Source organism: Streptomyces sp. SID5464, from assembly GCF_009862985.1.
Lineage (GTDB): Bacteria > Actinomycetota > Actinomycetes > Streptomycetales > Streptomycetaceae > Streptomyces > Streptomyces chartreusis_D.
Genome location: NZ_WWIQ01000020.1, coordinates 24,026 through 49,619 on the forward strand (window position 1 = coordinate 24,026; position 25,594 = coordinate 49,619).

At 72.5% G+C, this 25,594-nt stretch carries 16 protein-coding genes; 12 read left to right on the forward strand and 4 right to left on the reverse strand.

The annotated features are described in order from the left end of the window. Positions 1-3: 3 nt before the first annotated feature. Positions 4-816 carry an SAM-dependent methyltransferase gene (locus GTY47_RS12935; RefSeq protein ID WP_010033812.1) on the reverse strand — a complete coding sequence of 271 codons (813 nt, stop codon included), beginning with the start codon at positions 814-816 and terminating at the stop codon, positions 4-6. Between the two features lie 161 nt (positions 817-977). Here GTY47_RS12935 and GTY47_RS12940 point away from each other — a divergent pair, with 161 nt between their 5' ends. From GTY47_RS12940 to fxsT, 5 genes are all read left to right on the forward strand, one after another. After that, a complete protein-coding gene (locus GTY47_RS12940; protein WP_010033815.1) occupies positions 978-2,441 on the forward strand; it encodes a 3' terminal RNA ribose 2'-O-methyltransferase Hen1 in 1,464 nt (487 codons plus the stop codon). Further along, complete coding sequence (locus tag GTY47_RS12945; protein WP_010033817.1) at positions 2,438-5,014, forward strand: polynucleotide kinase-phosphatase; 2,577 nt, start codon at positions 2,438-2,440, stop codon at positions 5,012-5,014. Before GTY47_RS12940 ends, GTY47_RS12945 begins: the two co-directional genes overlap by 4 nt. Before the next feature lie 156 nt (positions 5,015-5,170). After that, positions 5,171-6,721 (forward strand): hypothetical protein, encoded by a 1,551-nt coding sequence (locus GTY47_RS12950; RefSeq protein WP_010033819.1) that lies wholly within the window; start codon positions 5,171-5,173, stop codon positions 6,719-6,721. Continuing rightward, positions 6,718-7,815 carry an AAA family ATPase gene (locus tag GTY47_RS12955; protein ID WP_010033820.1) on the forward strand — a complete coding sequence of 366 codons (1,098 nt, stop codon included), beginning with the start codon at positions 6,718-6,720 and terminating at the stop codon, positions 7,813-7,815. Before GTY47_RS12950 ends, GTY47_RS12955 begins: the two co-directional genes overlap by 4 nt. 75 nt (positions 7,816-7,890) lie before the next feature. Then, positions 7,891-12,369, forward strand: a complete 4,479-nt coding sequence (gene fxsT / locus GTY47_RS12960) for an FxSxx-COOH system tetratricopeptide repeat protein (protein ID WP_231911111.1) — start codon at positions 7,891-7,893, stop codon at positions 12,367-12,369. 46 nt (positions 12,370-12,415) lie between these two features. Here fxsT and GTY47_RS12965 read toward each other — a convergent pair whose 3' ends face one another. After that, complete coding sequence (locus GTY47_RS12965; protein ID WP_086012463.1) at positions 12,416-13,777, reverse strand: cation:proton antiporter; 1,362 nt, start codon at positions 13,775-13,777, stop codon at positions 12,416-12,418. Between the two features lie 221 nt (positions 13,778-13,998). Between GTY47_RS12965 and GTY47_RS12970 the strand changes: the two genes are divergently transcribed. From GTY47_RS12970 to argF, 5 genes are all read left to right on the forward strand, one after another. Beyond that, positions 13,999-15,096 carry a hypothetical protein gene (locus GTY47_RS12970; RefSeq protein ID WP_010033828.1) on the forward strand — a complete coding sequence of 366 codons (1,098 nt, stop codon included), beginning with the start codon at positions 13,999-14,001 and terminating at the stop codon, positions 15,094-15,096. After that, positions 15,093-16,199 (forward strand): caspase family protein, encoded by a 1,107-nt coding sequence (locus GTY47_RS12975; protein ID WP_010033830.1) that lies wholly within the window; start codon positions 15,093-15,095, stop codon positions 16,197-16,199. Before GTY47_RS12970 ends, GTY47_RS12975 begins: the two co-directional genes overlap by 4 nt. A 419-nt stretch (positions 16,200-16,618) precedes the next feature. Further along, the gene (locus tag GTY47_RS12980) at positions 16,619-18,346 is read left to right on the forward strand and encodes an HEXXH motif domain-containing protein (protein WP_010033833.1); all 1,728 of its coding nucleotides are present in this window, start codon (positions 16,619-16,621) and stop codon (positions 18,344-18,346) included. A gap of 109 nt (positions 18,347-18,455) precedes the next feature. After that, a complete protein-coding gene (locus GTY47_RS12985; protein WP_010033839.1) occupies positions 18,456-19,679 on the forward strand; it encodes an arginine deiminase in 1,224 nt (407 codons plus the stop codon). Between the two features lie 91 nt (positions 19,680-19,770). Next, positions 19,771-20,778, forward strand: a complete 1,008-nt coding sequence (argF, locus tag GTY47_RS12990) for an ornithine carbamoyltransferase (RefSeq protein WP_010033840.1) — start codon at positions 19,771-19,773, stop codon at positions 20,776-20,778. 34 nt (positions 20,779-20,812) lie between these two features. On the opposite strand, the gene GTY47_RS12995 is transcribed toward argF, so the two are convergent. Next, on the reverse strand, positions 20,813-21,280 hold the full coding sequence (locus GTY47_RS12995; RefSeq protein ID WP_010033841.1) for an ATP-binding protein: 468 nt from the start codon (positions 21,278-21,280) through the stop codon (positions 20,813-20,815). A gap of 308 nt (positions 21,281-21,588) precedes the next feature. Between GTY47_RS12995 and GTY47_RS13000 the strand changes: the two genes are divergently transcribed. Both GTY47_RS13000 and GTY47_RS13005 read left to right on the forward strand, forming a co-directional pair. Further along, positions 21,589-22,416, forward strand: a complete 828-nt coding sequence (locus GTY47_RS13000) for an enoyl-CoA hydratase family protein (RefSeq protein ID WP_010033843.1) — start codon at positions 21,589-21,591, stop codon at positions 22,414-22,416. Then, positions 22,401-24,782, forward strand: a complete 2,382-nt coding sequence (locus tag GTY47_RS13005) for a bifunctional salicylyl-CoA 5-hydroxylase/oxidoreductase (RefSeq protein WP_040902509.1) — start codon at positions 22,401-22,403, stop codon at positions 24,780-24,782. The genes GTY47_RS13000 and GTY47_RS13005 overlap by 16 nt, the downstream gene beginning before the upstream one ends. Here GTY47_RS13005 and GTY47_RS13010 read toward each other — a convergent pair. Further along, positions 24,766-25,593 carry a PaaX family transcriptional regulator C-terminal domain-containing protein gene (locus GTY47_RS13010; protein ID WP_010033847.1) on the reverse strand — a complete coding sequence of 276 codons (828 nt, stop codon included), beginning with the start codon at positions 25,591-25,593 and terminating at the stop codon, positions 24,766-24,768. The two genes, GTY47_RS13005 and GTY47_RS13010, sit on opposite strands and share 17 nt — an antisense overlap. Between the last annotated feature and the right edge of the window lies 1 nt (position 25,594).

A 25,594-nucleotide genomic window follows, 5' to 3' on the forward strand; every position in this document is an offset into this window, starting at 1 on the left:
CCCTCACGGCTTGCGGCCGACCGCCACGTAGAGGGGCGTCTCCTCGCCCCCGCCCCCGCCGCCGGTCTGTTCCCCGAGCTCGGGATGCCACCGAGCGGCGAGCACCACCCCCGGCTCCACCAGCTCAAGTCCCGTGAAGAACGCCGAGAACTCGGCGTGGGAGCGCACCTGCGCCGCCGTCCCGCCCTTGCGGTACACCTCGACGACCCGCTCCCAGGTCTCCGGGTCGAAGTCGCCCGTGGCGTGGGAGAGCGTCAAGTAGCTTCCGGCCGGCAGGGGTTCGAGAAGCTCGCGCACGATCCGGGCGGGCTCGTCCTCGTCCGCCACCAGGTGCAGCAGGGCCACCAGGGACAGTGCGATCGGCCGGCTGAAGTCGAGGGTCTCCCGTGCCGCCTCGATGATCTTTCCCGGTTCCCGCACGTCGCCGTGGACGTAGGCGGTCTTTCCTTCCGGTGCGCTGTGCAGCAGGGCCTGGGCGTGCCTCAGGACGATCGGGTCGTTGTCCGCGTACACCACCCGGGCCCGCGGGACGATCTCCTGGACGATCTGGTGGAGGTTCGGCTCGGTCGGAATGCCGGTCCCGATGTCGAGGAACTGCCGGACACCTCGCCCGGCCAGCAGCCGGGAGGCGCGGTGCATGAACAGGCGGTTGGTCCGCGCCATTTCCCTGGCGGCGGGGAAGAGCGATATCACCTGCTCGGCCGCCTCCGCGTCGACCGGGTAGTTGTCCTTCCCGCCGAGGTAGTAGTCGTACATGCGTGCCGAGTGGGGTTTGCCGGTGTCGATGTGTCCCGCGCTGGTCCCGGCGTCTGTCACGTGAGGCCTCCGCATCTCCGCGTGCGTGGGCGCTCCTGCGAATCCCCCTCGAACGCCCGGTCGACCGGGAGGCTAGCGAAAATTCCCGGGTGGTGCCGGGGCCGGCTCTGTACGGTGGGGCGTATCCGCAGTTCAGACCACTGATCAGAGGTCGACCCACCGTGTTTCTGACCATCACGACCACCGGCACCCCGGAGCGCCCCGCCACCGATCTCGGCTTCCTGCTGCACAAGCATCCCGAGAAGGCACAGGCGTTCTCCACCTCCTACGGCACGGCCCACGTCCTCTACCCCGAGGCGGACGCCCAGCGCTGCACGGCGGCGCTGCTGCTGGAGGTCGACGCGGTGGCCCTGGTCCGGCGCGGCAAGGGCAAGGGCCGGGGCGGCGCCCCGGACTCGGCACTCGCGCAGTACGTCAACGACCGCCCGTACGCCGCCTCCTCCCTCCTCGCCGTGGCGCTGAGCAACGTGTTCTCCAGCGCGATGAAAGGCGTCTGCAACGCCCGGCCCGAACTGCCCGCCGAGTCCCGGCCGTTGCGCATCGAGGTGCCGGCGCTGCCCGCCCGCGGCGGCCCCGCGCTGGTACGACGGCTCTTCGAGCCGCTCGGCTGGACGGTCACCGCCGAGCCCGTGCCGCTGGACACCGAGTTCCCGCAGTGGGGCGACTCGCGCTACGTCCGGCTCGAACTGGAGTCCGTGGACCGCACCCTCGCCGAGGCCCTGCGCCACCTGTACGTCCTGCTCCCGGTCCTGGACGACGCGAAGCACTACTGGGTCTCCTCCGACGAGGTCGACAAGCTGCTGCGCGCCGGCGAGGGCTGGCTGCCCGGCCATCCGGAGCAGAAGCTGATCACCAGCCGCTACCTCTCGCGCCGCTGGTCGCTGACCCGGCAGGCGACGGAGCGACTGGAGCTGGTGCGGCTGGCGGAGGCGGACGACAGCGAGGTCGAGGAGATCGACAACGCGGTCGAGGCGGAGACCGAGACCGAGGAGCGGCCGACCCCGCTGGCCGTGCAGCGCCGGGAGGCGATCACCGCCGCGCTCAAGGCGTCCGGGGCCGCCCGGGTGCTCGACCTCGGCTGCGGCCAGGGCCAGTTGGTGCAGGCGCTGCTCAAGGACCCGGCGTTCACGGAGATCGTGGGCCTGGACGTGTCGATGCGCGCGCTCACCATCGCGTCCCGGCGGCTGAAGCTGGACCGCATGGGGGAGCGGCAGGCCGCGCGCGTCACACTCCTCCAGGGCTCGCTCGCCTACACCGACAACCGGCTCAAGGGGTACGACGCCGCCGTGCTCAGCGAGGTGATCGAGCACCTCGACCTGCCCCGGCTGCCCGCCCTGGAGTACGCCGTGTTCGGCGCCGCACGGCCCCGGACCGTCCTCGTGACGACCCCGAACGTCGAGTACAACGTGCGGTGGGAGAGCCTCCCGGCCGGTCACGTCCGGCACGGCGACCACCGCTTCGAGTGGACCCGGGCGGAGTTCCGGGCCTGGGCGGAGGCGGTGGCCGAACGGCACGGATACGAGGCCGAGTTCGTGCCCGTCGGCCCGGACGACCCGGAGGTGGGACCGCCCACCCAGATGGCCGTGTTCACACTGACCACCCCGAAGGAGGCGAAGGCGGCATGACCGACGTACGCGAGGGGCGCGTCCTGCCCGTCACCGACCTCTCCCTGGTGGTGCTCGTCGGCGCCTCGGGCTCCGGCAAGTCCACGTTCGCCCGCAGGCACTTCAAGCCGACGGAGATCATCTCGTCCGACTTCTGCCGCGGTCTCGTCTCGGACGACGAGAACGACCAGAGCGCCACCAAGGACGCCTTCGACGTCCTGCACTACATCGCCGGCAAGCGCCTCGCCGCGGGCCGCCGCACCGTCGTGGACGCGACCAGCGTGCAGCCCGAAGCCCGCCGTCAGCTGGTCGAGCTGGCCAGGCGGTACGACGTCCTGCCGATAGCCATCGTGCTGGACGTGCCCGAGGACGTGTGCGCCGAGCGCAACGCGGCCCGCACCGACCGCGCTGACATGCCCCGCCGCGTCATCCAGCGCCACACCCGCGAACTCCGCCGCTCCCTCAGGCACCTGGAGCGCGAGGGCTTCCGCAAGGTGCACGTCCTGCGCGGCGTGGCGGACGTCGAGACCGCCACCGTCGTCACCGAGAAGCGCTTCAACGACCTGACCCACCTCACCGGCCCCTTCGACATCATCGGCGACATCCACGGCTGCTCCGCCGAACTGGAGTCGCTCCTCGACAAGCTGGGCTACACCGACGGAGTCCACCCCGAGGGCCGGACCGCCGTCTTCGTCGGCGACCTGGTCGACCGCGGCCCCGACAGCCCGGGCGTGCTGCGCCGCGTGATGGCGATGGTGAAGTCGGGCGACGCCCTGTGCGTGCCCGGCAACCACGAGAACAAGTACGGCCGGTACCTGCGCGGCCGCAAGGTCCAGCACACCCACGGCCTCGCCGAGACCATCGAGCAGATGGCGGGTGAGAGCGAGGAGTTCGCCGCCGAGGTACGGGAGTTCATCGACGGCCTCGTCAGCCACTACGTCCTCGACGGCGGCCGGCTGGTCGTCTGCCACGCCGGGCTGCCCGAGAGGTACCACGGCCGCACCTCCGGCCGCGTCCGCAGCCACGCCCTGTACGGCGACACGACCGGCGAGACCGACGAGTTCGGCCTGCCGGTGCGCTACCCGTGGGCGGAGGAGTACCGCGGCCGGGCGGCCGTCGTCTACGGCCACACACCGGTTCCGGAAGCAACGTGGTTGAACAACACCATCTGCCTGGACACCGGCGCCGTCTTCGGCGGCAAGCTCACCGCGCTGCGCTGGCCGGAGCGCGAGCTGGTCGACGTACCGGCGGAGCGGGTCTGGTACGAGCCGGCGAGGCCGCTGCGCTCCGAGGCCCCCGGCGGGCAGGACGGCCGCCCGCTGGACCTGGCGGACGTGCGGGGCCGCCGGGTCGTGGAGACCCGGCACCAGGGCCGGATCTCGATCCGCGAGGAGAACGCGGCGGCGGCCCTGGAGGTCATGAGCCGCTTCGCGGTGGACCCGCGGCTGCTGCCGTACCTCCCGCCGACCATGGCCCCGACGGCCACGAGTCACATCGACGGCTACCTGGAGCACCCGGCCGAGGCCTTCGCCCAGTACGCGGCGGACGGTGTCGCGCGCGTCGTGTGCGAGGAGAAGCACATGGGCTCGCGGGCAGTGGCCCTGGTGTGCCGGGACGCGGAAGCGGCCCGCAAGCGCTTCGGCGATGGGGGCACCTCCCGCTCGAGCGCAGCCGAGAGTGGGGGAGGGCCCACCGGGTCCCTCTACACCCGCACCGGCCGCCCGTTCCTCGATGACGCGGCGCTCACCGAGGAGATCCTCGACCGGGTGCGCACGGCGATCGGCGAGGCCGGACTGTGGGAGCACCTCGAGACGGACTGGCTGCTGCTGGACGCCGAGCTGATGCCCTGGTCGCTGAAGGCGTCCGGGCTGCTGCGCTCGCAGTACGCCGCCGTGGGTGCCGCGTCCGGCGCGGTGTTCCCGGGCGCGCTGGCCGCGCTGGAGGGCGCGGCGGCACGGGGCGTCGACGTGACCGGACTGCTGTCCCGCACCCGCGAACGGTCCGCCGACGCCACCGCGTTCACCGAGGCGTACCGCCGCTACTGCTGGACGACGGACGGCCTGGACGGCGTCCGCCTGGCACCGTTCCAGATCCTCGCGGTCCAGGGCCGCAGCCTCGCGGGGCTGCCGCACGACGAGCAGCTCGCCCTGCTCGACCGGCTCGTCGAGCACGACGGCAGCGGCCTGCTCCAGACCACCCGCCGGCTCTACGTCGACACCGCCGACGCGGAGTCGGTCCGGGCCGGTGTCGACTGGTGGCTGGAGATGACCGGCCGCGGTGGCGAGGGCATGGTCGTCAAGCCGGTCGGCGCACTGGTCCGCGACACGCAGGGCCGCCTGGTGCAGCCCGGCATCAAGTGCCGGGGCCGCGAGTACCTGCGGATCATCTACGGCCCCGAGTACACCCGCCCGGAGAACCTGGCCCGCCTGCGCTCCCGGTTCCTCAACCACAAGCGGTCCCTGGCGATCCGCGAGTACGCGCTCGGCCTGGAGGCGCTGGACCGGCTGGCCGAGGGCGAGCCGCTGTGGCGCGTCCACGAGGCCGTCTTCGGCGTCCTGGCCCTGGAGTCGGAGCCGGTGGACCCGCGTCTGTGAGCCGGAGGCCGATCACATCCGGCCAGGCCTGTCCCGCCTGGGACGATCCTGGCCGGACGTCGTCCTTCTGATCCCATTCGTCCCTGGTTAACCGCTGGTTGCCGTGCTAACTTCGCTGGTCGGTCAGGCAGGTGTACCGGCTCAGGGGGAAAGTCGGTGGAGACACACGCGGGGTTCGGCGAACCCGAGGACGACTCGGGCCGCGCGGGCGGCTTACGGCTGCTGTTACGGATGACCAACGCCCTGTGCGGTCTGGGCTGCATGGAGGACGCGCAGGGGCGGCTGCACTTCGGGGTCGTCCTGGGTGATCTGCTGGGCCGTCAGATCGACCTGCGCGGCGTGAAGTTGCGCGAGGACGTGGTGCTGCTGGTGCGCGCCGCGCTGAGCATGCCGGGCGGCGAGCGCGTACTGGTCGAGGTGGTCCGGATCCTCGAAGGAGATCTGGCGGGCGACGAACTCGACCTGCTGCTCGACCAGTGGCTCGCGCCCGCCCCGCCGTCCGCCCTCCAGGGCCCCCTCTCCCGTGGCGACATGACCCGGGCCCGCTCCCTCCTCGCCCTGGGCGAACTCCCCGCGGCCCGGCTGCGTGACGCCCTGGTCGAGGAACTCAACGGCCTCGACCTGCCCACCGGACTCGCTCCGGAACAACTCCTCGCCCACGTCCTGGACTGGAACGTGCAGCCGGACGGACTGCCCCCCGCCGTCCTCCTGATCGACCACGCCGCCCGGCTCGCGGCCACTGCCGAGCACCGCACCGCCCTGTCCGGGTGGGTGAAGGACTGGGCCGGGCAGCACGGCCTGACCGGCGCACTGGAGGAACGGCGCCGGGTCCGCGGCGCGGTGACGAGTGATCCGGACATCCCGCGCTGCCTGGTCGTCGCCGTCGAACCCGCACGGGACGGCACCGGCGAGATCGTCGTCCGCCCCTGGCTCAACACCGTCCCCGGCCGCTGGGACCCCCAGCCCGGCGAACCCGCCACGACCACCCTCGACGAGCTCGGCACGGCCGTCCAGCGCGCGTTACGCCAGGGCGCCCGCCTCTGGGCGGTGCCCCGCGACCCCGATCCGAGTGGACGCAGGCAGCCGCCGCCGTACATCGAGTTCGTCCTTCCGTACGACCTCCTCAACCACGATGTGGCCGGCCTGACCTTCCGGGTCGGCGACGGGCAGCCGCTGCCGCTCAGCCTGAAGTACGGGGTGCACCTGCGCAGTCTGGAGCGGATGCGCACGGACGACGCGCTGGTCCTGGACCAGTGGCGGGAACGCTGGCACACCCTGCGCGAACACGGCGTCCTGGTGCACGGCTGGCGCGAACCGGACGGCGGTCGGCTCGGCGAGTGGCAGGCCGGGCTCGCCGGGGAACCCAGACGTACGGCGGTGGTGCTCGACGCGCCGGCCGACGTCATGGCCCTGGAGGCCCTCAAGGCCGCCATAGCGGAAGGGATAGGGCTCGCGATCTGGGACCGCAGAGGTGTCTTCCGTGAGGAGCGCCGGGAGGTGGTGACGGCCCTGTTCGCCGCGGCGCCCACGCCGGCGAGGATCCCGGTGGCCGTTCACCTCCTGCGCAGGAACGCCGAGAGCGACGGGCGCGGCCCCGGCGAACTCCTGGGTAGACATATCGGTTTTTTCTGGGACGATCCGACGCGTCCCGTGGATGTTCAGCCCATCGACCCAGGCGATCTCGCCAGCGAGGAGGCATCGGCATGAGTGCGCAGGAGCAGACGGTCCCGAACGGCTGGCGGCTCTTCCACGGCACGGGCAGTGCCCCCGCCGTCCCGCCGGCACTGCCCGAACCGCCGCCCTGGCGCCGGTTCGCCGGCGGTCCGCCGTGCCCCGTGCCCCCGGCCGACCCGCAGGCCGCGCTGCGCCGCCTGGGCCCCGGCGACGTCACCCCGCAGCTGGGCGAGGAAGAGATCGACATCGTCAACGCCGCGCTGCTGCTGCGCCGGCCCCTGCTGATCACCGGCCCGCCCGGCGTCGGCAAGTCCACCCTCGCCCATCTGATCTCGCGTGAGCTCGGCCTCGGCCGGGTCCTGGAGTGGAACATCGTCAGCCGCACGACCCTGCGGGACGGCCTCTACGCCCATGACGCCATGGGCCGCGCCCAGGCCATCGCCGCCTGGCGGGCCGACGGCCCGGGTCCGGCGGACGCCACGGGGCCGGCGGACGACACGGGGCCGGCCGAAGACGTCAACACCGTGCTTACTCAAAAACCTCGTCAACTTCCCCCAGTTCTGGGCGACTTCATCACCTTGGGCCCCCTGGGGACCGCCCTGCTGCCCTACGATCGTCCCCGTGTGCTTCTCGTCGACGAACTCGACAAGAGCGACATCGACCTGCCGAACGACCTGTTGCACGTCCTGGAGAACGGAAGCTATGACGTCCCCGAGCTGGTGCGTGACGCCGCGGACACCGCGTGCGTCCACACCAGCGACCCGGGGGGCCGAGCCGAGGTGCGCGGCGGGCGGGTCGAGTGCCGGGAGTTCCCGGTCGTGGTGATCACCAGCAACGGAGAACGCGAATTCCCCGCGGCCTTCCGCCGGCGCTGTCTGCCGCTGGAGATGCGCACGCCCACCCGGGAGCAGCTCCTGGCCATGGTCGAAGGGCACCTCGGAACCCGCCCGCAGGGCACGGAAGACCTGGTCGACCTGTTCGTCCAGCGCGTCCAGGCCGGCGGCACCCACTCACTGGACCAGCTACTGAACGCTGTCCAGATGACTACCGCGGGTGGTTTCCAGGCCGATGGTGACGGGCGTAAGCTCGTGGAAATGCTCCTACGCGACCTCGCGAAGGGCCGCTGAATGAAGGGCTATCCCAGGGAGCACGCATCCGGGCTCGGCGACGGATTCCCCGTTTCGGGGTCGTCGCCTCCTTCGGTGTTCGCCGAATCCGCCGACGAGGCGGCAGAGCACGGAGTGCCGGTCCCCGCCGCCCTGGACCAGCCCGTCCCACGCTGGCAGGACGTCGCCGACGCCGTCTGGCTCGCCGCGTACTGGAGCCACCACGGCGGCCCGGGCACATCCGGCCCGGAGCCCGCGCAGGGCCGGGCCGCGGCGCCCCCGGCTCCGCCACCCGTACGCCGACGGGAAGCGGAGGACGCGAACCAGCCGGAGACACCACCGGCCGACGAGCCCCGCCCGGCCGGCACCGCCCCCGACGCCGTACGCCCCCCGCAGCCGCCCGCCACCCCCGCCCTTCCCGAGGACCCCGGCGACCAGCCGCAGCCGCCGGTCACCGCCGCGCTGCCCGGAGAAGCGGGCACCGCGGCCCGCCTGTTACCCGACGCCGAGGGCCGCTTCACCCTGCGCCTCGGGCAGCCGCTGCTGCCCGCCGACGACCGACCGCAGAACGCCCCGGGGCGCACCACCGCCCGGTTCGCCCGCGCCCTGCACCAGCTGGCCCGACGCGTGCCCTCGCGGGACACCCTGGAACTCGACGAGGAGACCACCGCCGAGCAGGGAGTCGTGGACGGCCTGTGGATGCCCTTCCTGCGTCCCGCCCGCAGTGCGGCCTTCGACCTGGTCCTGCTCGTCGACGACGCGCCCACCCTCCGGATCTGGCAGGAGTCCACCGCCCGTCTCGCCCAGGCCGCCGAGCACAGCGGCGCCTTCCGGGCCGTGCGCACGGTCCGGGTGAACGTGCCGCGCACCGGGACCGCCACCCTGCGCTGGACCGCCGCCCGGGCGGCCGCCGACCCCGCCGAACTCCTCGACGGGCGTGGCGACCGCGTCTTCCTCGTGGTCACCGACGGACTCGCCCATGGGTGGGCCTCGCCCGCCGCCGACGACCTGCTCGGCCGGCTCGCCCACGCCGGCCCCACGGCCCTGGTGCATCTGCTGTCGCCGCATCTGCGCCACCGCACCTCGCTCTACCCCTACCCGGCCGTCCTGGAGGCCGGCGGATTCGGCGCCGCCAACGACGGGCTCGAACACTGGGCGCCGCCCGGCGGCCCCGACCCCCTGCGACCGCTGCCCGACGCGGGTGACGGCTCCGTGCCCGTGCCGGTGCTCTCCCTGAAGCCCGGCTCCCTGGCCGCCTGGGCCGACCTCGTCACCGGGGAGCGCGGAGTGCGTCGCGCCCTGCCGGTCGTTTTGGCCGGCACCCTCACCAAGGGATCGCCCGCACCCGGACTGCGTGCCCCGCGCTTCCCGCGCGCCGCCAAGGCCGCCGTGCGCCGCTTCTTCACGCTCGCCACCCCGGCCGCCCGCCGGCTCGCCACCCAACTCGCCGCCGTTCCCTTCGATTTCGACGTCGTGGAACAGCTGCGGCGGCGCATCATGCCGGAGACCGGCCCGGACCACCTCGCCGAGATCCTGATGGGCGGGCTGATCGACTGGGACGGCGGCGGCGAGGGGAACCCCGAGTTCGCCGACGGGGTCCGTGAGGAACTGCTCGCCACCACCACGCGCAGCCAACTCGCCCACACCGTCAGCGTGGTGGGCGAACTGCCCGCCGCCGGCGCCCGGGGTGTCGCGCTGCGCGCCGCCCTGCGCGATCCGATGGGCACCACGCTGCCCGACCCGTCCGAGCGGAGCTGGATGCGGAGCGAGCTCGCCGTGATGCGGGCGCTTTCGGGGCCGTACTCCGAGCGGGCCCGCCGTATCGAGCCCGGACTCTCCCGGGCCCGCGGGCCCGGTGCCGCCGATCGAGTGAGTCCGGGAATGTCCGGAGTTACACCCTCTGAGGTGAACCGCGCTGATCATGGGGGATTGCCCGACGGAACGGGAAGTCTGCCACCGTCGAACGGCCCCAACGAAGCTGGAGAACCTCCCGTGCCACCCCTGGTAACCGACGCCACCCCACAAGATCCCTCGGAGGCTGAGCCCCCCATGCCGACCACCGCTACCGGAACGCCCGCCGCCCTTCTGGTGAACGTGCCTCTGCGGAACACGTCATTCGTCGGCCGGCAGGCGCTGCTGAGGGCCGTGGAGGAGCAGCTGGGCTCGCAGGACACGGCCGCGGTGCTGCCCAACGCCCTGCACGGCCTAGGCGGTGTCGGCAAGTCCCAGCTGGCACTCGAGTACGTCTACACCCACCAGCACGACTACCGGGTGATCTGCTGGATCCCCGCCGAGCGAGAGAGCCTCATTCTGGCCGCGCTGGCCCAGCTGGCGGCGCAGCTGGGTGTCGCCCCGACCGGCCAGGACAGCCTCGGCGCCCCGGCCGCCAACACGGCCGTGCCGGCCGTACTGGAGGCGCTGAGCACCGGAAAGCCGTACGACAGCTGGCTGCTCGTCTTCGACAACGCCGAGGACGTCGACGCGGTGCGCGCCTACTTCCCCACCAATGGCCCCGGGAAGGTCATCGTCACCTCCCGGAACCGGGCCTGGGAACGGGTGGCCACATCGCTGCCGGTCAACGTGTTCGAGCGCGAGGAGTCGATCGAGCTGCTCCAGAAGCGTTCGCCCGACCTGTCCACGGAGGACGCCGGCCGGCTCGCCGAAGCGCTGGGCGACCTGCCGCTCGCGGTCGAGCAGGCGGGAGCCTGGCGCGCGGTGACCGGCATGCAGGTCGACGAATACCTCGACCTGCTCGCGCAGCGCAGTCCCGAGATCCTCGAGCTCGACCCGGCTCCCGACTATCCGGTGTCCGTCGCCGCCGCGTGGGACATCTCGCTGGAGCGGATCAAGGAGAACAACCCCGGCGCCCGGCAGCTGCTCGACATCTGCGCCAGCATGGCTCCCGAGCCCATCCCCAGGGCGATGCTGCGCGGCAGCCGCGGTGTCAACGTCACGCCGGAGGTCGACCCCCTGCTGCGGGAGTCGATCAAACTCAACCGCGCCGTCCGCGACCTCAGCCAGTTCTCCCTGGTCCGGGTGGACCCGCGTTCCGACACCCTGCAGATGCACCGCCTGCTCCAGACCGTGCTCCTGGCCAAGCTGAGCGCCGACGAACGGGAGCGGATGCGCGACGCCGCGCACCAGCTGCTGTCGGCCGCCAAGCCCGGTCCCTCCGGCTCCTCACTGGAATGGCGCGCGTACCAGGCGCTGTTGCCCCACGTGCTCACGTCCCAGGCCGTGACGAGCACCGACACCTATGTGCGGGAGCTGGTCTTCGACACGGTGTGGTTCCTCTACTACTGGGGCGACCACGTGAACGCCGCCGACTTCGCCCGCCAGGCCTGGAGTGCCTGGATCGGATCCTCCGGCGAGGACGACGTCCACGTCCTCCGGATGACCAAGAGCCTCGGATTCCTGCTGCGGCAGAACGGCCAGGTTCCCGAGTCCATTCCGCTCACCGAGAAGGCCCTGGAGATCTCCCGCCGTACCGACATCGACCCGGAGAACCTGATCGACTCGCTGTGCGAGATGGCCGACGCCCGCGGCTACCAGGGCAGGTTCGAGGAAGCGCGGGCTCTGACTCAGGAGGCCACCGAGCTGGCCCGGTCCCTGTTCGGCCCGGACGATCCGATGACGCTGCGCGCCACCCACGCCTGGGGAGTCGCCCTGCGGTTGTGCGGCCGGTTCCGGGAGGCGCTGCCGCTGGACCGGGAGAACGCCCAGCAGCGTGAGCTGCTCTTCGGCCCGGCCAGCTTCTTCACCCTGAACACCCTCAACGCCCTCTCCATCGACATGCGAGAGAGCGGGGACTATCCCGGCGCCCGCGACTTCCAGGACGACGCGTACCGCCGAGCGCGCACCGAACTCGGTGAGGAACATCCGCTCACGCTGCGCATCGCCCGGAATCTCGCGGTCTGCCTGCGTCGTGACGGGGCGCACGACGAGGCGGCCAAGCTCTCGGAGGAGACGCTGCGGCGCTTCATCGCCCGTTACGGACACGACCACTTCGACGCCATGTCGACGGCGACCAACGTGGCCGTCGACCGGCGCCTGACCGGTGACGTCGACGGCTCCCGGGAACTGGCGGAGGTGACTCTGCGGCGATTCGAGCAGCGTCTCGGCGAAGACCACGCGTACACCCTGCTGACCAAGGCGAACCTGGCCGCCACCCTGCGCGAACTCGGCGCGCTGGACCAGGCTCAGGAGCTGGAGGACGACGCGGCACGTCGGCTGGCAGCGGGTGTGGGGCCCCGGCATGTCACCACGCTCACCGTCGCCATCGGGCAGGCCAACACGGCCTACGCACGCGTCGACTTCGAGCGGGCGCACGAGATCGACCAGGCCAATCTGCCGCTGCTCGCCGAGATCGCCGGCGAGGAGCACCCGCTGACGCTGTCCTGCATGGCGAACCTGGCTCTCGACCTGCTCGGCCTGGGCCGCAGGGCGGAGGCGGACGAGTTCAAGCGCAAGGCGACGGACGGCTTCGCTCGTGTGGTCCGTGGCGAGCACCCGTGGCTGCTGGCGGCCCGCCAGGGCCGCCGTATCGACTGCGACATGGCGCCGATGCCGCTGTAGGCGGCGGCCTCGTCCGGGGTGGCGCCCGTGTGCCGCCCCGGGCAGGTCAGCCCGCGTCCGCCACCGGCGTGGTGGACGTGCCGTCCGACGGGCGAGGGGGCACCGGGGCGTCGGCGATGTGGTCCTGGAGCGGCAGGACGGTCACGCTCTCCGCACGGCCCGGGACGCGGGTCGGCTCGTGGTCCGACAGTCGGCGGACCAGGATCAGCAGGGGCTGGGTCAGCAGCGTCGTGGCGAGGGCCATGAAGACCAGCACCGTGTAGAGGGGCTTGCTCACCAGGCCCGCCTGGAGACCGGCGTTGAGGGCGATCAGCTCCGTGAGGCCCCGGGCGCTCAGCAGGACACCGACGGTCCGTGCGTCGTCCCGGTCCAGTCCGCCCACGCGGGCCGCCACCACGCCACTGCCGACCTTCGTGGTGACCGCCAGCACCGTCACCACCAGCAGCGCGATCCACCCGGTGGCGGTCATGTTGTTGAGGGTGACGGACTGCCCGGAGAAGACGAAGAAGTAGGGCACCAGCAGGGAGCTGACGATGTGCAGGGGCCGCAGCAGGTCCGGGTCGAGCGTGCCGTCGTCCTGACGCGGGCAGACGATCCCCGCGAGCAGCGCGCCGCAGATCGCGTGCAGCCCGAGGAACTGCGTCACGGACGCCGACGCGCAGGCGAAGCCGATCAGCAGCGCCAGCCGCAGGGACGGCTCCATCCGGGTCCGCCACAGCAGCCTGCGCAGCACCGGCCGGGCCGCCACCAGCATCAGCACGGCGAAACCGGCCGCGATGGGCGCCCGCCACTGCCAGCCCAGCGCGTGCTGCCCGCTGTCGCCGTCCAGCATCGTCCCGGCCAGCACCGTCCAGCCGATCACGTCGAGCAGCCCGGCGGCGGACACCGCGAGGACTCCCGGCACCGTGTCGGCCAGACCGTTCTCCCGCACGATGGCCGTCAGCACCGGTACGGCCGTTATCGACAGGGCGACGCCGGCGAACAGCACCATGCCGACCGTGAGCGCGGGCAAGTCCAGTGCCCGCAACTGCTCCCGGAACAGCAGCGCGCAGCCGCTCCCGACGGCCATCGGCACCACGAACGCCGCCAGGGCCACCGTCACCGCCGTACGCGCCCGGTCGCCCAGGATCTTCAGATCCAGCTCGTATCCCACCGCGAACAGGAAGACCACCAGGGCGAACTGCGCGAGCCCGTTCAGTGCGATGCCGATCTCCTGGGGGAACAGCAGCGTGTAGGCATCCGGCGCGGTGCTGCCGAGCAGCGAGGGGCCGAGGGCGATGCCCGCCGTCAACTGGCCCACGATGTACGGCTGCTTCAGGCGCTGTGCCACCCAGCCGGCGCCATGGCCGATCGCAAGAATCAGGGCCGAGGCGAACAGGAAATGCGTGACCACCGCTTCAGCGCCCACTGCGTCCCCCTGTGTCCAGTTGTCGTGACCGCCGGTTCCGGCCGTGGGTGGGTCCTCGCACGTGTGCTCGACTCCAACTTCCCCATGATACTGGTAACTTGACGGAGTATCGGCAGTCGTACACAACTCCGCACGGGTGTCACGGGGGGCACATGGCGACAGTCGTCTTCATTCATGGAACAGGGGTGCGGGAACCAGGCTTCTCGAAGCTTGCGGGGCGCGTGGCGGCCGGACTGACCGCCCTGCGCGAGGGACTTCGCATCGTGCCCTACTACTGGGGAGGCACGCACGGCGCCACGCTCGCCGCCGGCGGGGCCAGTCTGCCGGCGGAGCCGGGCGGCACGTCCCGGGGACCGGCCGGGCGGTCCCCCGGAGACGAGGCGGCCGCCGCCTGGGCCGCGCTCTACGCCGACCCGTACGCCGAACTCGTCCTCGCGGCGGCCGGTGCGCCGCAGGTCACCGAGAGGGCGCCCGGTTCCCTGCCGCCCGATCACGCGATCCGGGCGCGCCTCGCCGCTCTCGCCGCGCAAGGGGACGCGCCCGCCGCCGAGTTGGGGCCGGGCCTGGCCCGCGCCGCCACGGACCTGGCGGCTCATCCACTCCTCGGGCCCGCCGCCGAGGCCCTCGCTCCGGACGACCTGGCGATCCTCGCCGCCCGCAGTCTGACCGCCCGGGTCCTCGCCGACGCCCTGGACTCCGACGCCCCGCTCGTGCCGGTCGGCGACCTGCGTGACGCGGTCACCGACCGGCTCGCCGCGACACTCGGTGCACAGCCGCGGGGCACGGAACGCGGGGTGCGCTCCCTGGTGCTGCGGGTCGCGGGTTCGGCGGCATCCCGTGCCGCCGTGCGCCGCCGGCGCGCCCTCACCGAGGCCGCCCATCCGGCCGCCGGTGACATCCTGCGGTATCTCAGCCGGGGCGAGGCCGCCCGCACCGGCCTGCGCGACCTGGTCGCGGGCCTGGAACCGCCGGTCGCCCTGGTCGGCCACAGCCTGGGCGGGATCATCGCCCTGGACACCCTGATCTCCACTCCGCTGCCACAGGTCCGGCTCCTGGTGACGGCGGGATCCCAAGGGCCGTTCCTGTACGAGTCCGGGTCCCTGCCCTCCCTCGAACACCCCGCCCCGCTCCCACCGTACATGCCCGACTGGCTGAACCTGTACGACCCCCGTGACCTGCTCTCCTACCTCGGCGCGGGCCTGTTCCCGGGCCGCGTCACGGACGTCCCGGTCGACAGCCGCCAGCCCTTCCCGGCCTCGCACAGCGCCTATTGGACGAACCCCGAGGTCTACCGGCACATCGTGGACCGGCTGCCGTGAGTCCCGCCCGGGTGCACGCGCTGATCGTCGGTGTCGAGCGGTACGACGCCGGACCCGGCTGGGACCTGCCCGGGCCGGCCCGGGACGCCGTGGCCTTCCACCGGCTGCTGCGGGCCGCCGGGGTGCCGGACGAGCAGCTCCGGCTCCATCTCGCCCCCCTGCCGTCCTACGTCCCGGACGTTCCGTATCACCCAGCCGACCATGCCACCCTGCGCCGCGTCCTCGTCCGGGAACTGCCCCTGGCCCAGGGCGATGTCCTCTGGGTGTGGTGGGGCGGGCACGGTGTTCTCGACCTGGCCGGGCACCTGCGGTTGTTCTGTGCGGACGCCAGTACCGCCGACAAGCTGGGCATCGACCTGGATTCCGCGCTCGACCGGTACGCGGGGGACGCCGTACCGGCCTTCGGCGAGCAGCTGTGGATCGTGGACGCCTGCGAGACCTTCGAGGAGGACCTCGCCTTCCGGGAGCAACTGCCGCCGGACGCCCTGCCGGTGGGGCGGCGCAACCTCGCCCACCGGCAGACGCTGCTACGGGCGGCCGGGCGCGGACGGGTCGCCGCCAACGACCCCGAGCGCGGTACGGGGCTGTTCTCCGAGATCCTGCTCGGGCTGCTGGCCGAGGAGGCGGCCGTCCTGCCCGCCCCGCCCGATCCGGAGGGACTGTTTCCGGCCGTAAGGGCGCGTATCGCGGCCCTCAGGGAAGCGGGACGTACTCTCCAGTATCCGGAGATTCGGCTCCAGAGCCCCGAGCGCACCGAGATCGTGACGCCGGCTCAGGCGGGTGCCGGGGCGCGCCCGGCTTCACCGTTGCAGCGGGCGGTCGACGCGTTCCTCGCCTATCCGGCGATGGGGGATCCCGTCGAACGGCAGGCGGTGGTGGGCACGCTGGACCCGCGTGTCACTGCGACGCTGCCTCGTCACAGCAAGGCCCGCACGGATGTCGTCGGCATCCTCAACAGGCTGGCCCGGAGTCGGCCGGAGATGCTGTGGGAGCTGTTCGACGCCGTCGTCTCCCTCGACGACGATCCGGTCCTCAAGGGCGAACTAGGGTCTGCCCTAAGGGAGTTCGCGGACTCCGTCGGGCGCCCGCGCGATCAGAAATGATCGGGTGGCGTGATCGTACGGTTTTCGACCCGGGCAGGAATGGCCATGATGGACATGGACACGGGCACGGGGCATCGCGTGCCACCGTGCGAGAAGGGGGAGCATCTTGGACCAGCCGCCCGCTCTGTGCCACGCCGAAGCCGCCGTTCCTGAGCCGGCCACCGCTGCTGGTACCGACGTCTGGGAGTCGGATCTTGCCGACCTGGCGGAGTTGCCCGTGACCGCGGTGGACCGTCTCGCCCCTTTGCCCCCCTCCGCCCGTCTTCTGGGCGAGGTCCTGCGCGCACGCGACAGCATCAGAGGAGGCAACGAAGGGACCGCCCGGGCCGAATAGCCTTCCAGTCCCCGACGGCAGGCGGCCCAGGAGGCCTCGAAGACCGCCGGGGCTCCATGCCCGCACCCCCGACGGGAGGTCCCGCATGCCCAGCGCGCCGCGCCCCGCCCCGTTTCGCATGCCCGAGCGGATCTTCGCGGAGCTGGCCGCGGGAGGCGGCTCCGCGGAGGCCGTCGCCTTCCTCGAACGGGCCGAGCGGGCGCGCAGGCTGCTGCTCCTGCGGACCCTGCTGGACCGGCTCGGCACGCTGCGCACGCCGCTGAGCCCGGCCGCCGAGGCCTGGGCCGTCCTCAAGGAGGCCGCCGCGGTGGCGCCCGGGCCGGTCGACCGGCTGCTGCTCGCCCCGGCGACCGGCGGCTGGATCGCCCATGTGCTGCGCCGACTGCACGGCACGGCGTCGGGCCCACCGCTGTGGGCGGAGGCCGGGCACCTGTGCGCCCTCGCCCTCGCGGCGTCCGTCCGGGCCGGTACGCGGGCGGATCTCAGGGTGTCCCTCAGCGACGGCGGACTGCCGCTGCCGGGGCTGGGACTGGCCCGACTTCCCGGTGCCGAAAGGGGATTCACGGTCGGCCGGGCCCGAACGAGCGGGGGCGAGCTGGTGCTGTCCGGTCCGGGCCGGGACGGCGGCACCGTATCGGTGACGGTCCACCCGGCGACGCAACCCCTGCCGTCGCCGGCCGCGGAGGCCCCGGCACCGGCCGCCGAGGCACCCGGCCCGGGCGCGTGGCTTCCGCTGCGCACCCTCACCCACCACACCCCCGCCGGGCCGCTCGCCATCCCGCTCGAAGACCTGGACCCCTACCGCGACCTGGACGACCCCCTCCCGCCCGCACGGCTCGACGACGACGAGGCCGAGGCGTGGCAGCGGCTGTTCGAGGAGGCCGTCACCCTGCTCGCCGGGCCCGGCGGCGACGGGCCAGGCCGGTTCGACCCCGGGGCGATCCGGGCCGTCGTGCCGTGGGGGCGTACCGGCACGCTGCCGCCCGCCCCGCCCACCGTCCTGGTCTCCGCCTCCAGCGGCGACTCCTTCGGGGCCATGGTGATCGCCCGCACCTCCTCCGCCGTGGCCCTCGCCGAGACGCTGGTGCACGAGTTCCAGCACAGCAAGCTCGCCGCCCTGCTGCACCTCTTCCCGCTGCTCGACGACGACCGCGAGGAGCAGTACTACGCCCCCTGGCGGCCCGACCCACGGCATCTGACCGGCCTGCTGCACGGGGCTTACGCCTTCACCGGTGTCACGGGCTTCTGGCGGGACCGCCTGGCCGGGGCGCGGGACGACCGGGCGGCCGACACGGCCGGGTACCACTTCGCGCTGCGCCGGCTGCAGAGCCGCCTCGTCGTGCGCACCCTGCTGGCCAGCGGCCGTCTCACCCCGCAGGGCCGGGCCCTCGTGTCGGGCCTCGCCGGCACGCTCGACGGCTGGCTGCGCGAGCCGGTCCCGCACGCCGCCCTCAGCCGTGCCCGTACGGCCGCCGCGCTGCACCGCACCGAATGGCGGCTGCGTAACGTCGATCCCGCGGTGGAGATACCGTCGGACGGCCCCCGCTTCCGCCCCGACCGCACCTCCTGGCCCGACGTGCGCACGCACGCCTTCGCCGACCGCCCCGCCACCCCGCACACCGCCGACGAGCACCTGGCCGCCGGGGACGCGGCCGCCGCGCTCGCCCGGTACGCCGGACAGCTGGCCGCCGACCCTGCCGAGCCGCACGCCCTGGCCGGCTGGATCGTCGCCCGGGCCGTGCTCGAACCGGGCCGGGCGACGCGGCGCATGCTGGCCCGGCCGGAGCTGCTCCAGCCGCTGCCCAGCGGCTGACCGGCGGCGTCCCGGCGCGGGCTGGTTGTCGTCAGGCGGACGCAAACAAGAGTTCGTCGAAACACGCGAGCAGCGCGTCAACAGGCGCTCCGGTGGTCAGGATGGAGGCATGGCTTACCACGTCCACTCCGAGGCCGGGCGGCTGCGCCGCGTCATCCTGCACCGGCCCGATCTCGAGCTCAAGAGGCTCACCCCCAGCAACAAGACCTCGCTCCTCTTCGACGACGTGCTGTGGGTGCGCAGGGCCCGCGCCGAGCACGACGGGTTCGCCGACGTGCTGCGCGACCGGGGCGTCACCGTCCACCTCTTCGGTGACCTGCTGACCGAGGCCCTTCAGGTCCCGGCGGCCAGGGCCCTCGTCCTGGACCGCGTCTTCGACGAGAAGGAGTACGGCCCGCTGGCCACCGACCATCTGAGAGCCGCGTTCGAGAACCTGCCCGCGGCGGAGCTGGCCGAGCTCCTGGTCGGCGGCATGACCAAGCGCGAGTTCCTCGACGTGCACCCGGAGCCGACCTCGGTGCGCTTCCACGTCATGGAACTGGACGACTTCCTGCTGGACCCCCTGCCCAACCACCTCTTCACCCGCGACACCTCCGCGTGGATCTACGACGGCGTCTCCATCAACGCCATGCGCTGGCCCGCCCGGCAGCGCGAGACCGTGCACTTCGAGGCGATCTACCGGCACCACCCGCTGTTCCGCGACGAGACCTTCCACATCTGGTCCGAGGGGCAGGCCGACTATCCCTCCACCATCGAGGGCGGGGACGTCCTCGTCATCGGCAACGGGGCGGTGCTCATCGGCATGAGCGAGCGCACCACGCCCCAGGCCGTCGAGATGCTCGCGCACAAGCTGTTCGCCGCCGGTTCCGCCGAGACGATCGTGGCCCTCGACATGCCCAAGCGGCGTGCCTTCATGCATCTCGACACCGTGATGACGATGGTCGACGGCGACACCTTCACCCAGTACGCGGGGCTCGGCATGCTCCGCTCGTACACCATCGAACCGGGCGTCGGCGAGAAGGAGCTGAAGGTCACCGACCATCCGCCGGAGCACATGCACCGCGCGATCGCCGCCGCGCTGGGCCTGAACGAGATCCGGGTGCTGACCGCCACCCAGGACGTGCACGCGGCCGAACGCGAGCAGTGGGACGACGGCTGCAACGTCCTGGCCGTCGAACCCGGCGTCGTGGTCGCCTACGAGCGGAACGCCACCACCAACACCCACCTGCGCAAACAGGGCATCGAAGTGATAGAGATCCCGGGCAGCGAGCTGGGGCGGGGGAGGGGCGGGCCGCGGTGCATGAGCTGTCCGGTCGAACGAGAGGCCGTATGAGCACCCACCGTAACGTATAGGCATGCTGAGTTTCGTATAGTATTCCAGTAGTCCTGTCCGTCCCCGCACCGCCGTATCCCTGGAGCGCCCCATGGCGACAGTCCCGACCGCCCTCGCCGGCCGCCACTTCCTCAAGGAGCTGGACTTCACCGAGGAGGAGTTCCGTGGCCTGGTCGAGCTGGCCTCCGAACTGAAGGCCGCCAAGAAGGCCGGGACCGAGACGCAGTATCTGCGGGGCCGGAACATCGCGCTGATCTTCGAGAAGACCTCCACCCGCACCCGCTGCGCCTTCGAGGTCGCGGCCGCCGACCAGGGCGCCTCGACGACGTACCTCGACCCGTCCGGCTCGCAGATCGGCCACAAGGAGTCGGTGCGGGACACCGCGCGGGTGCTGGGCCGGATGTACGACGGGATCGAGTACCGGGGCGACAGCCAGCAGAAGGTGGAGGAGCTGGCGGCGTACGCCGGTGTGCCGGTCTACAACGGGCTCACCGACGACTGGCACCCCACCCAGATGCTCGCCGATGTGCTCACCATGACCGAGCACTGCGCCAAGCCGCTGCCCCGGATCGCCTTCGCCTACCTGGGTGACGCCCGCTTCAACATGGGCAACTCCTACCTGGTCACCGGCGCCCTGCTCGGCATGGACGTGCGGCTCGTGGCCCCGAAGGAGTACTGGCCGGCCGAGGAGGTCGTCGACCGGGCCCGCGCGCTCGCCGAGACCAGCGGCGCCCGCATCACCCTCACCGAGACCCTGGACGAGGGTGTCCGTGGCGCCGACTTCGTCGCCACCGACGTCTGGGTCTCCATGGGCGAGCCGAAGGAGGTCTGGGCCGAGCGCATCACCGCCCTCGCCCCGTACGCCGTGACCATGGACGTCCTGCGCGCCACCGGCAACCCGGACGTGAAGTTCCTGCACTGCCTGCCCGCCTTCCACGACCTCGGCACCAAGGTCGGCCAGGAGATCCACGCGGCCCACGGCCTGGAGTACCTGGAGGTGTCGGACGAGGTCTTCGAGTCGGCGCACTCCGTGGTCTTCGACGAGGCGGAGAACCGACTGCACACCATCAAGGCGGTGCTGGTCGCGACGCTCGGCTGAACCGCGCCCCACCAGCCCCCACGTCGCCCGCCTGTCAGGCCGACGGGCGCCGCTGAGCCGGTACCACCGGCAGTCTGAACCACACCGCCTTGCCGGACTCGGTCGGCCGGTGCCCGCACGACGAGCTCAGGGTGCGGATCAGGAGCAGGCCGCGCCCGTGCTCCTGCCAGGGGTCGGGCAGCCCGCCGGACGGACACGTCAGATCGCCGGGCGGCTTCGGGTCGGTGTCGTGCACCTCGACCTGGCAGCCCGACGCCATCAGCTCCACCACCAGCTCTATCGGCCCCCGCCCGGAGGTGTGCTCCACGGCGTTGGCCACCAGCTCCGCCGTGAGCAGCTCCGCGGTGTCGCAGTCGGCCCCGTGCTCCAGCTCGGCCAGCGCCGTACGGACCAGGGCACGGGCCACGGGCACCGCCGCTGCGGTGTGCGGCAGCGCGATGCGCCAGGAGGCGGGGGCTGAGGGGAGTTCGTACAAGGCGGGTCCGTTCATGGAGCAGGACATCCTGCTTTCAACCTTATGAATGGTACGGCGCCACTCTTCCGAGGCGTCCGAGGGGCACTGTCGGGGGACCTGCGGCCCCCTTGCCGCACGGCTTACCCAGGTGAACGCGGTGCCGCGCACAGCTGCTCCCGCCGTTACGCCGGTGTGGACGATCTGTGACGGATGTGACCGGCCCGGTTCACACCCGGCTCCCCAGGAAGTCCTACCCGGACGGCCTATCGCGCACTCATGACGACAGTCACGGATGAGTGATAACTTCGTGGGGTAGAGCTCAGTGAGGCAGTGCCCGCCCGAGGAGGCCGCACGTCATGAGTCCCTTCACCGGCTCCGCCGCCCGCACCCCGAGCTGGGAGCACCTGCGCGTCGACGTCACCGACGGCGTCGCCACCGTCACCCTGGCCCGCCCCGAGAAGCTCAACGCGCTCACCTTCGGTGCCTACGCCGACCTGCGCGACCTGCTCGCGGAGCTGTCCCGGGAGCGGTCCGTACGGGCCCTGGTGCTGGCAGGCGAGGGCCGCGGCTTCTGCTCCGGCGGCGACGTGGACGAGATCATCGGCGCCACGCTGTCCATGGACACCGCCCAGCTCCTCGACTTCAACCGGATGACCGGCCAGGTGGTCCGGGCCGTCCGGGAGTGCCCCTTCCCCGTGATCGCGGCGGTGCAGGGCGTGGCGGCCGGGGCCGGAGCGGTGCTCGCCCTGGCCGCCGACTTCCGCGTGGCCGACCCCACGGCCCGTTTCGCCTTCCTCTTCACCCGCGTCGGCCTCTCCGGCGGCGACATGGGCGCGGCCTACCTCCTGCCCAGGGTCGTAGGGCTCGGCCACGCCACCCGCCTCCTCATGCTGGGCGACGCCGTCCGGGCCCCCGAGGCGGAGCGCATCGGCCTGATCAGCGAACTGACGGAGGAGGGCCGGGCGGACGAGGCGGCCGGGATCCTGGCCCGCCGGCTGGCGGACGGCCCGGCCCTCGCCTTCGCCCAGACGAAGGCCCTCCTCACGGCCGAGCTGGACATGCCCCTGGCGGCATCGGTGGAGCTCGACGCCTCGACTCAGGCCCTCCTGATGACAGGAGAGGACTACGCGGAGTTCCACGCGGCATTCACAGAAAAGCGCCCCCCGAAATGGAGCGGACGGTAGTGGATGTACCTGGAGGGGCGCGGGGCTGTGCCGATCTGCGGCTCCGCCGCGGGGCGCGACAAGCCGCAACGCACCCGCAGCCGCCCAACGACAAGAGCGACCCCCTACGCGTCGCGATCATCGGCGGCGGCCCCGGCGGCCTCTACGCCGCCGCCCTCCTCAAACGCCTGGACCCCACCCGCGCCATCACCGTCTGGGAGCGCAACCCCCCGGACACCACCTTCGGCTTCGGCGTGGTCCTCTCCGACGAAACCCTCGGCGGTATAGAACACGCCGACCCCCAGGTCTACGAGGCCCTCCAGAGGGACTTCGTCCGCTGGGACGACATCGACATCGTCCACCGCAACGCCCGCCACACCTCCGGCGGCCACGGATTCGCCGCACTCGGCCGCAGGCGCCTCCTCGACATCCTCCACACCCGCTGCCGCGACCTCGGCGTCGACCTCCGCTTCCACACCGAGGCTCCGAAAGACCTCCCGCGGACCCACGACCTGGTCATCGCCGCCGACGGCATCCACAGCACCACACGCGAGACCCACGCGGACGTCTTCCGCCCCCGGGTCACCGCACACCGCTGCCGCTACATCTGGCTCGCCGCCGACTTCCCCTTCGACTCCTTCCGCTTCGAGATCGCCGAGACCGAACACGGCGTGATGCAGCTGCACGGCTACCCCTACGCGCCGGACGCCTCGACCGTGATCATCGAGATGCGCGAGGAGGTCTGGCACGCGGCCGGATTCGACGAGCTCGGCGAAACGGAGTCGATCGAACGCTGCGCCAAGATCTTCGCGGAAGCACTCCGCGGCCGCCCCCTGAAGTCCAACAACTCGGCATGGACGACCTTCCGCACGGTCGTCAACGACCGCTGGTCGCACGGCAACGTCGTCCTCCTCGGCGACGCCGCCCACACCGCCCACTTCTCCATCGGCTCCGGCACCAAGCTCGCCGTCGAGGACGCCCTGGCCCTGGCCGCCTGCCTGGAGGAACAGGACACGCTGGACCACGCCCTGGCCGCGTACGAGGCGGAACGGCGGCCCGTCGTCGCCTCCACGCAGCGCGCGGCCCGGGCCAGCCTGGAGTGGTTCGAGAACCTCGCCCTGTACCTGGACCAGCCGCCCCGCCAGTTCGCCTTCAACCTGCTCACCCGCAGCCGCCGCGTCACCCACGACAACCTGCGGCTGCGCGACGCCCGCTTCACGGAGACGGTCGAGCGCGAGTTCGGCTGCCCGCCCGGCACGCCCCCGATGTTCACGCCGTTCCGGCTGCGCGGCCTGACCCTGCGCAACCGGGTCGTCGTCTCGCCCATGGACATGTACTCGGCCGTCGACGGCGTCCCCGGCGACTTCCACCTCGTCCATCTGGGCGCGCGGGCGATGGGCGGGGCAGGGCTGGTGATGACCGAGATGGTGTGTGTCAGCGAGGAGGGCAGGATCACGCCCGGCTGCGCCGGCCTCTACACCGGCCGGCAGGCCGAGGCCTGGCGGCGGATCACGAACTTCGTGCACGACCGGGCACCCGGCACCGCGATCGGCGTGCAGCTCGGCCACAGCGGCCGCAAGGGCTCCACGAAGCCGATGTGGGAGGGCATGGACGAGCCGCTGGAGGAGGGCAACTGGCCGCTCGTGGCCGCCTCCGCGCTCCCGTACAAGCGGTTCAGCCAGACTCCGCGCGAGCTGTCCCGCGCCCAGCTCACCGACATCCGCGAGCAGTTCGCGGCCGCGGCCTGCCGCGCCGCCCGGGCCGGATTCGACCTGCTCGAACTGCACTGCGCCCACGGGTACCTGCTCTCCGGCTTCCTCTCCCCGCTGACCAACCGCCGCACCGACGCCTACGGCGGCCCGCTGGAGAAGCGGCTCCGTTTCCCGCTGGAGGTGTTCGACGCCGTACGGAACGTCTGGCCGGGCGAGCGGCCCATGACCGTCCGGATCTCCGCCACGGACTGGGCCGAGGGCGGGACGACCGCCGAGGAGGCCGTCGAGATCGCCCGGGCCTTCGCCGCGCACGGCGCCGACGCGATCGACGTGTCGACGGGGCAGGTGGTGGCGGACGAGCGGCCGGAGTTCGGGCGGTCGTACCAGACGCCCTTCGCGGACCGCATCCGCCACGCCACCGGCGTCCCCGTGATCGCGGTCGGCGCGATCTCCTCCTGGGACGACGTCAACTCGCTGATCCTGGCGGGCCGCACGGATCTGTGCGCCCTGGCCCGCCCCCACCTCTACGACCCGCACTGGACGCTGCACGCGGCGGCCGAACAGGGCTACACGGGCCCCGGCGCCGTCTGGCCCGCCCCGTACCGCGCGGGCAGCCGCCGCCCCCAGACGGGCCGCACGGACGCGCCCAGGCCGCGCCTCACTCTGGGGCGCTGAGCAGCCCCACGAACGTAGCGCCCGCGTCCCGCAGCCGCTCGTGCAGGCCCTGGAACACCGCTGACGAGCGGGTGCCAGGCCAGTCCCGGGGGAGCAGTGCGGACGGCAGACCGGGGTCGGTGTAGGGGAGGTGGCGCCAGGAGTCCAGGGCGAGGAGGTAGTCGCGGTAGGCCTCCTCCGGCGGGGTGTCGTCGCGTTTCTCCCAGTCGTGCAGCACGGGGGCGTGGCGGTCGAGGAACGCCTCGTGCTGCTTGGCGATGGCGGCCAGGTCCCACCAGCGGGCGACGGCCTCCGCGGTCGGGGCGAAGCCGAGGTGGTCACCGCGGAAGAAGTCGACGTAGGTGTCCAGCCGCAGCCGCTGGAGTGTGTGCCGGGTCTCATCGTGCAACCGCGCGGGCGCGATCCACACGCCGGGCGCGGCCGTGCCGAAACCGAGGCCGGCCAGCCGGGAGCGCAGCACGTGCCGCTTCTGCCGCTCCGACTCCGGCACGGAGAACACGACGAGCACCCAGCCCTCGTCCTCGGGCGGCGCCGTGGCGTAGATGCGCCGGTCGCCGTCGTCGAGCAACTGGCGGGCGTCCGGGGACAGTTCGTACCCGGCGGCGCCCTGGGCGGTGCGGGCGGGCACGAGCAGCCCGCGTCTCTTCAGCCGCGACACCGAGGAGCGTACGGACGGGGCGTCGACGCCGACCGCGGCGAGCAGCCGGATCAGCTCGGCGACGGGCACGGGACCCGTCGCGAAGCGGCCGTACGCGCCGTAGAGCGTGACGATGAGAGACCGTGGTGCATGCTGGTCGGACACGTTGATCATC

Bases quoted from the DNA above. Each gene is read 5' to 3' on its own strand.
- GTY47_RS12985 (WP_010033839.1), top strand. From the start codon at position 18,456: ATGGCTTACCACGTCCACTCCGAGGCCGGGCGGCTGCGCCGCGTCATC.
- GTY47_RS13010 (WP_010033847.1), bottom strand. From the start codon at position 25,593: ATGATCAACGTGTCCGACCAGCATGCACCACGGTCTCTCATCGTCACG.
- GTY47_RS12945 (WP_010033817.1), top strand. From the start codon at position 2,438: ATGACCGACGTACGCGAGGGGCGCGTCCTGCCCGTCACCGACCTCTCC.
- GTY47_RS12955 (WP_010033820.1), top strand. From the start codon at position 6,718: ATGAGTGCGCAGGAGCAGACGGTCCCGAACGGCTGGCGGCTCTTCCAC.
- argF (WP_010033840.1), top strand. From the start codon at position 19,771: ATGGCGACAGTCCCGACCGCCCTCGCCGGCCGCCACTTCCTCAAGGAG.
- GTY47_RS13000 (WP_010033843.1), top strand. From the start codon at position 21,589: ATGAGTCCCTTCACCGGCTCCGCCGCCCGCACCCCGAGCTGGGAGCAC.
- GTY47_RS13005 (WP_040902509.1), top strand. From the start codon at position 22,401: ATGGAGCGGACGGTAGTGGATGTACCTGGAGGGGCGCGGGGCTGTGCC.
- GTY47_RS12995 (WP_010033841.1), bottom strand. From the start codon at position 21,280: ATGTCCTGCTCCATGAACGGACCCGCCTTGTACGAACTCCCCTCAGCC.
- GTY47_RS12980 (WP_010033833.1), top strand. From the start codon at position 16,619: ATGCCCAGCGCGCCGCGCCCCGCCCCGTTTCGCATGCCCGAGCGGATC.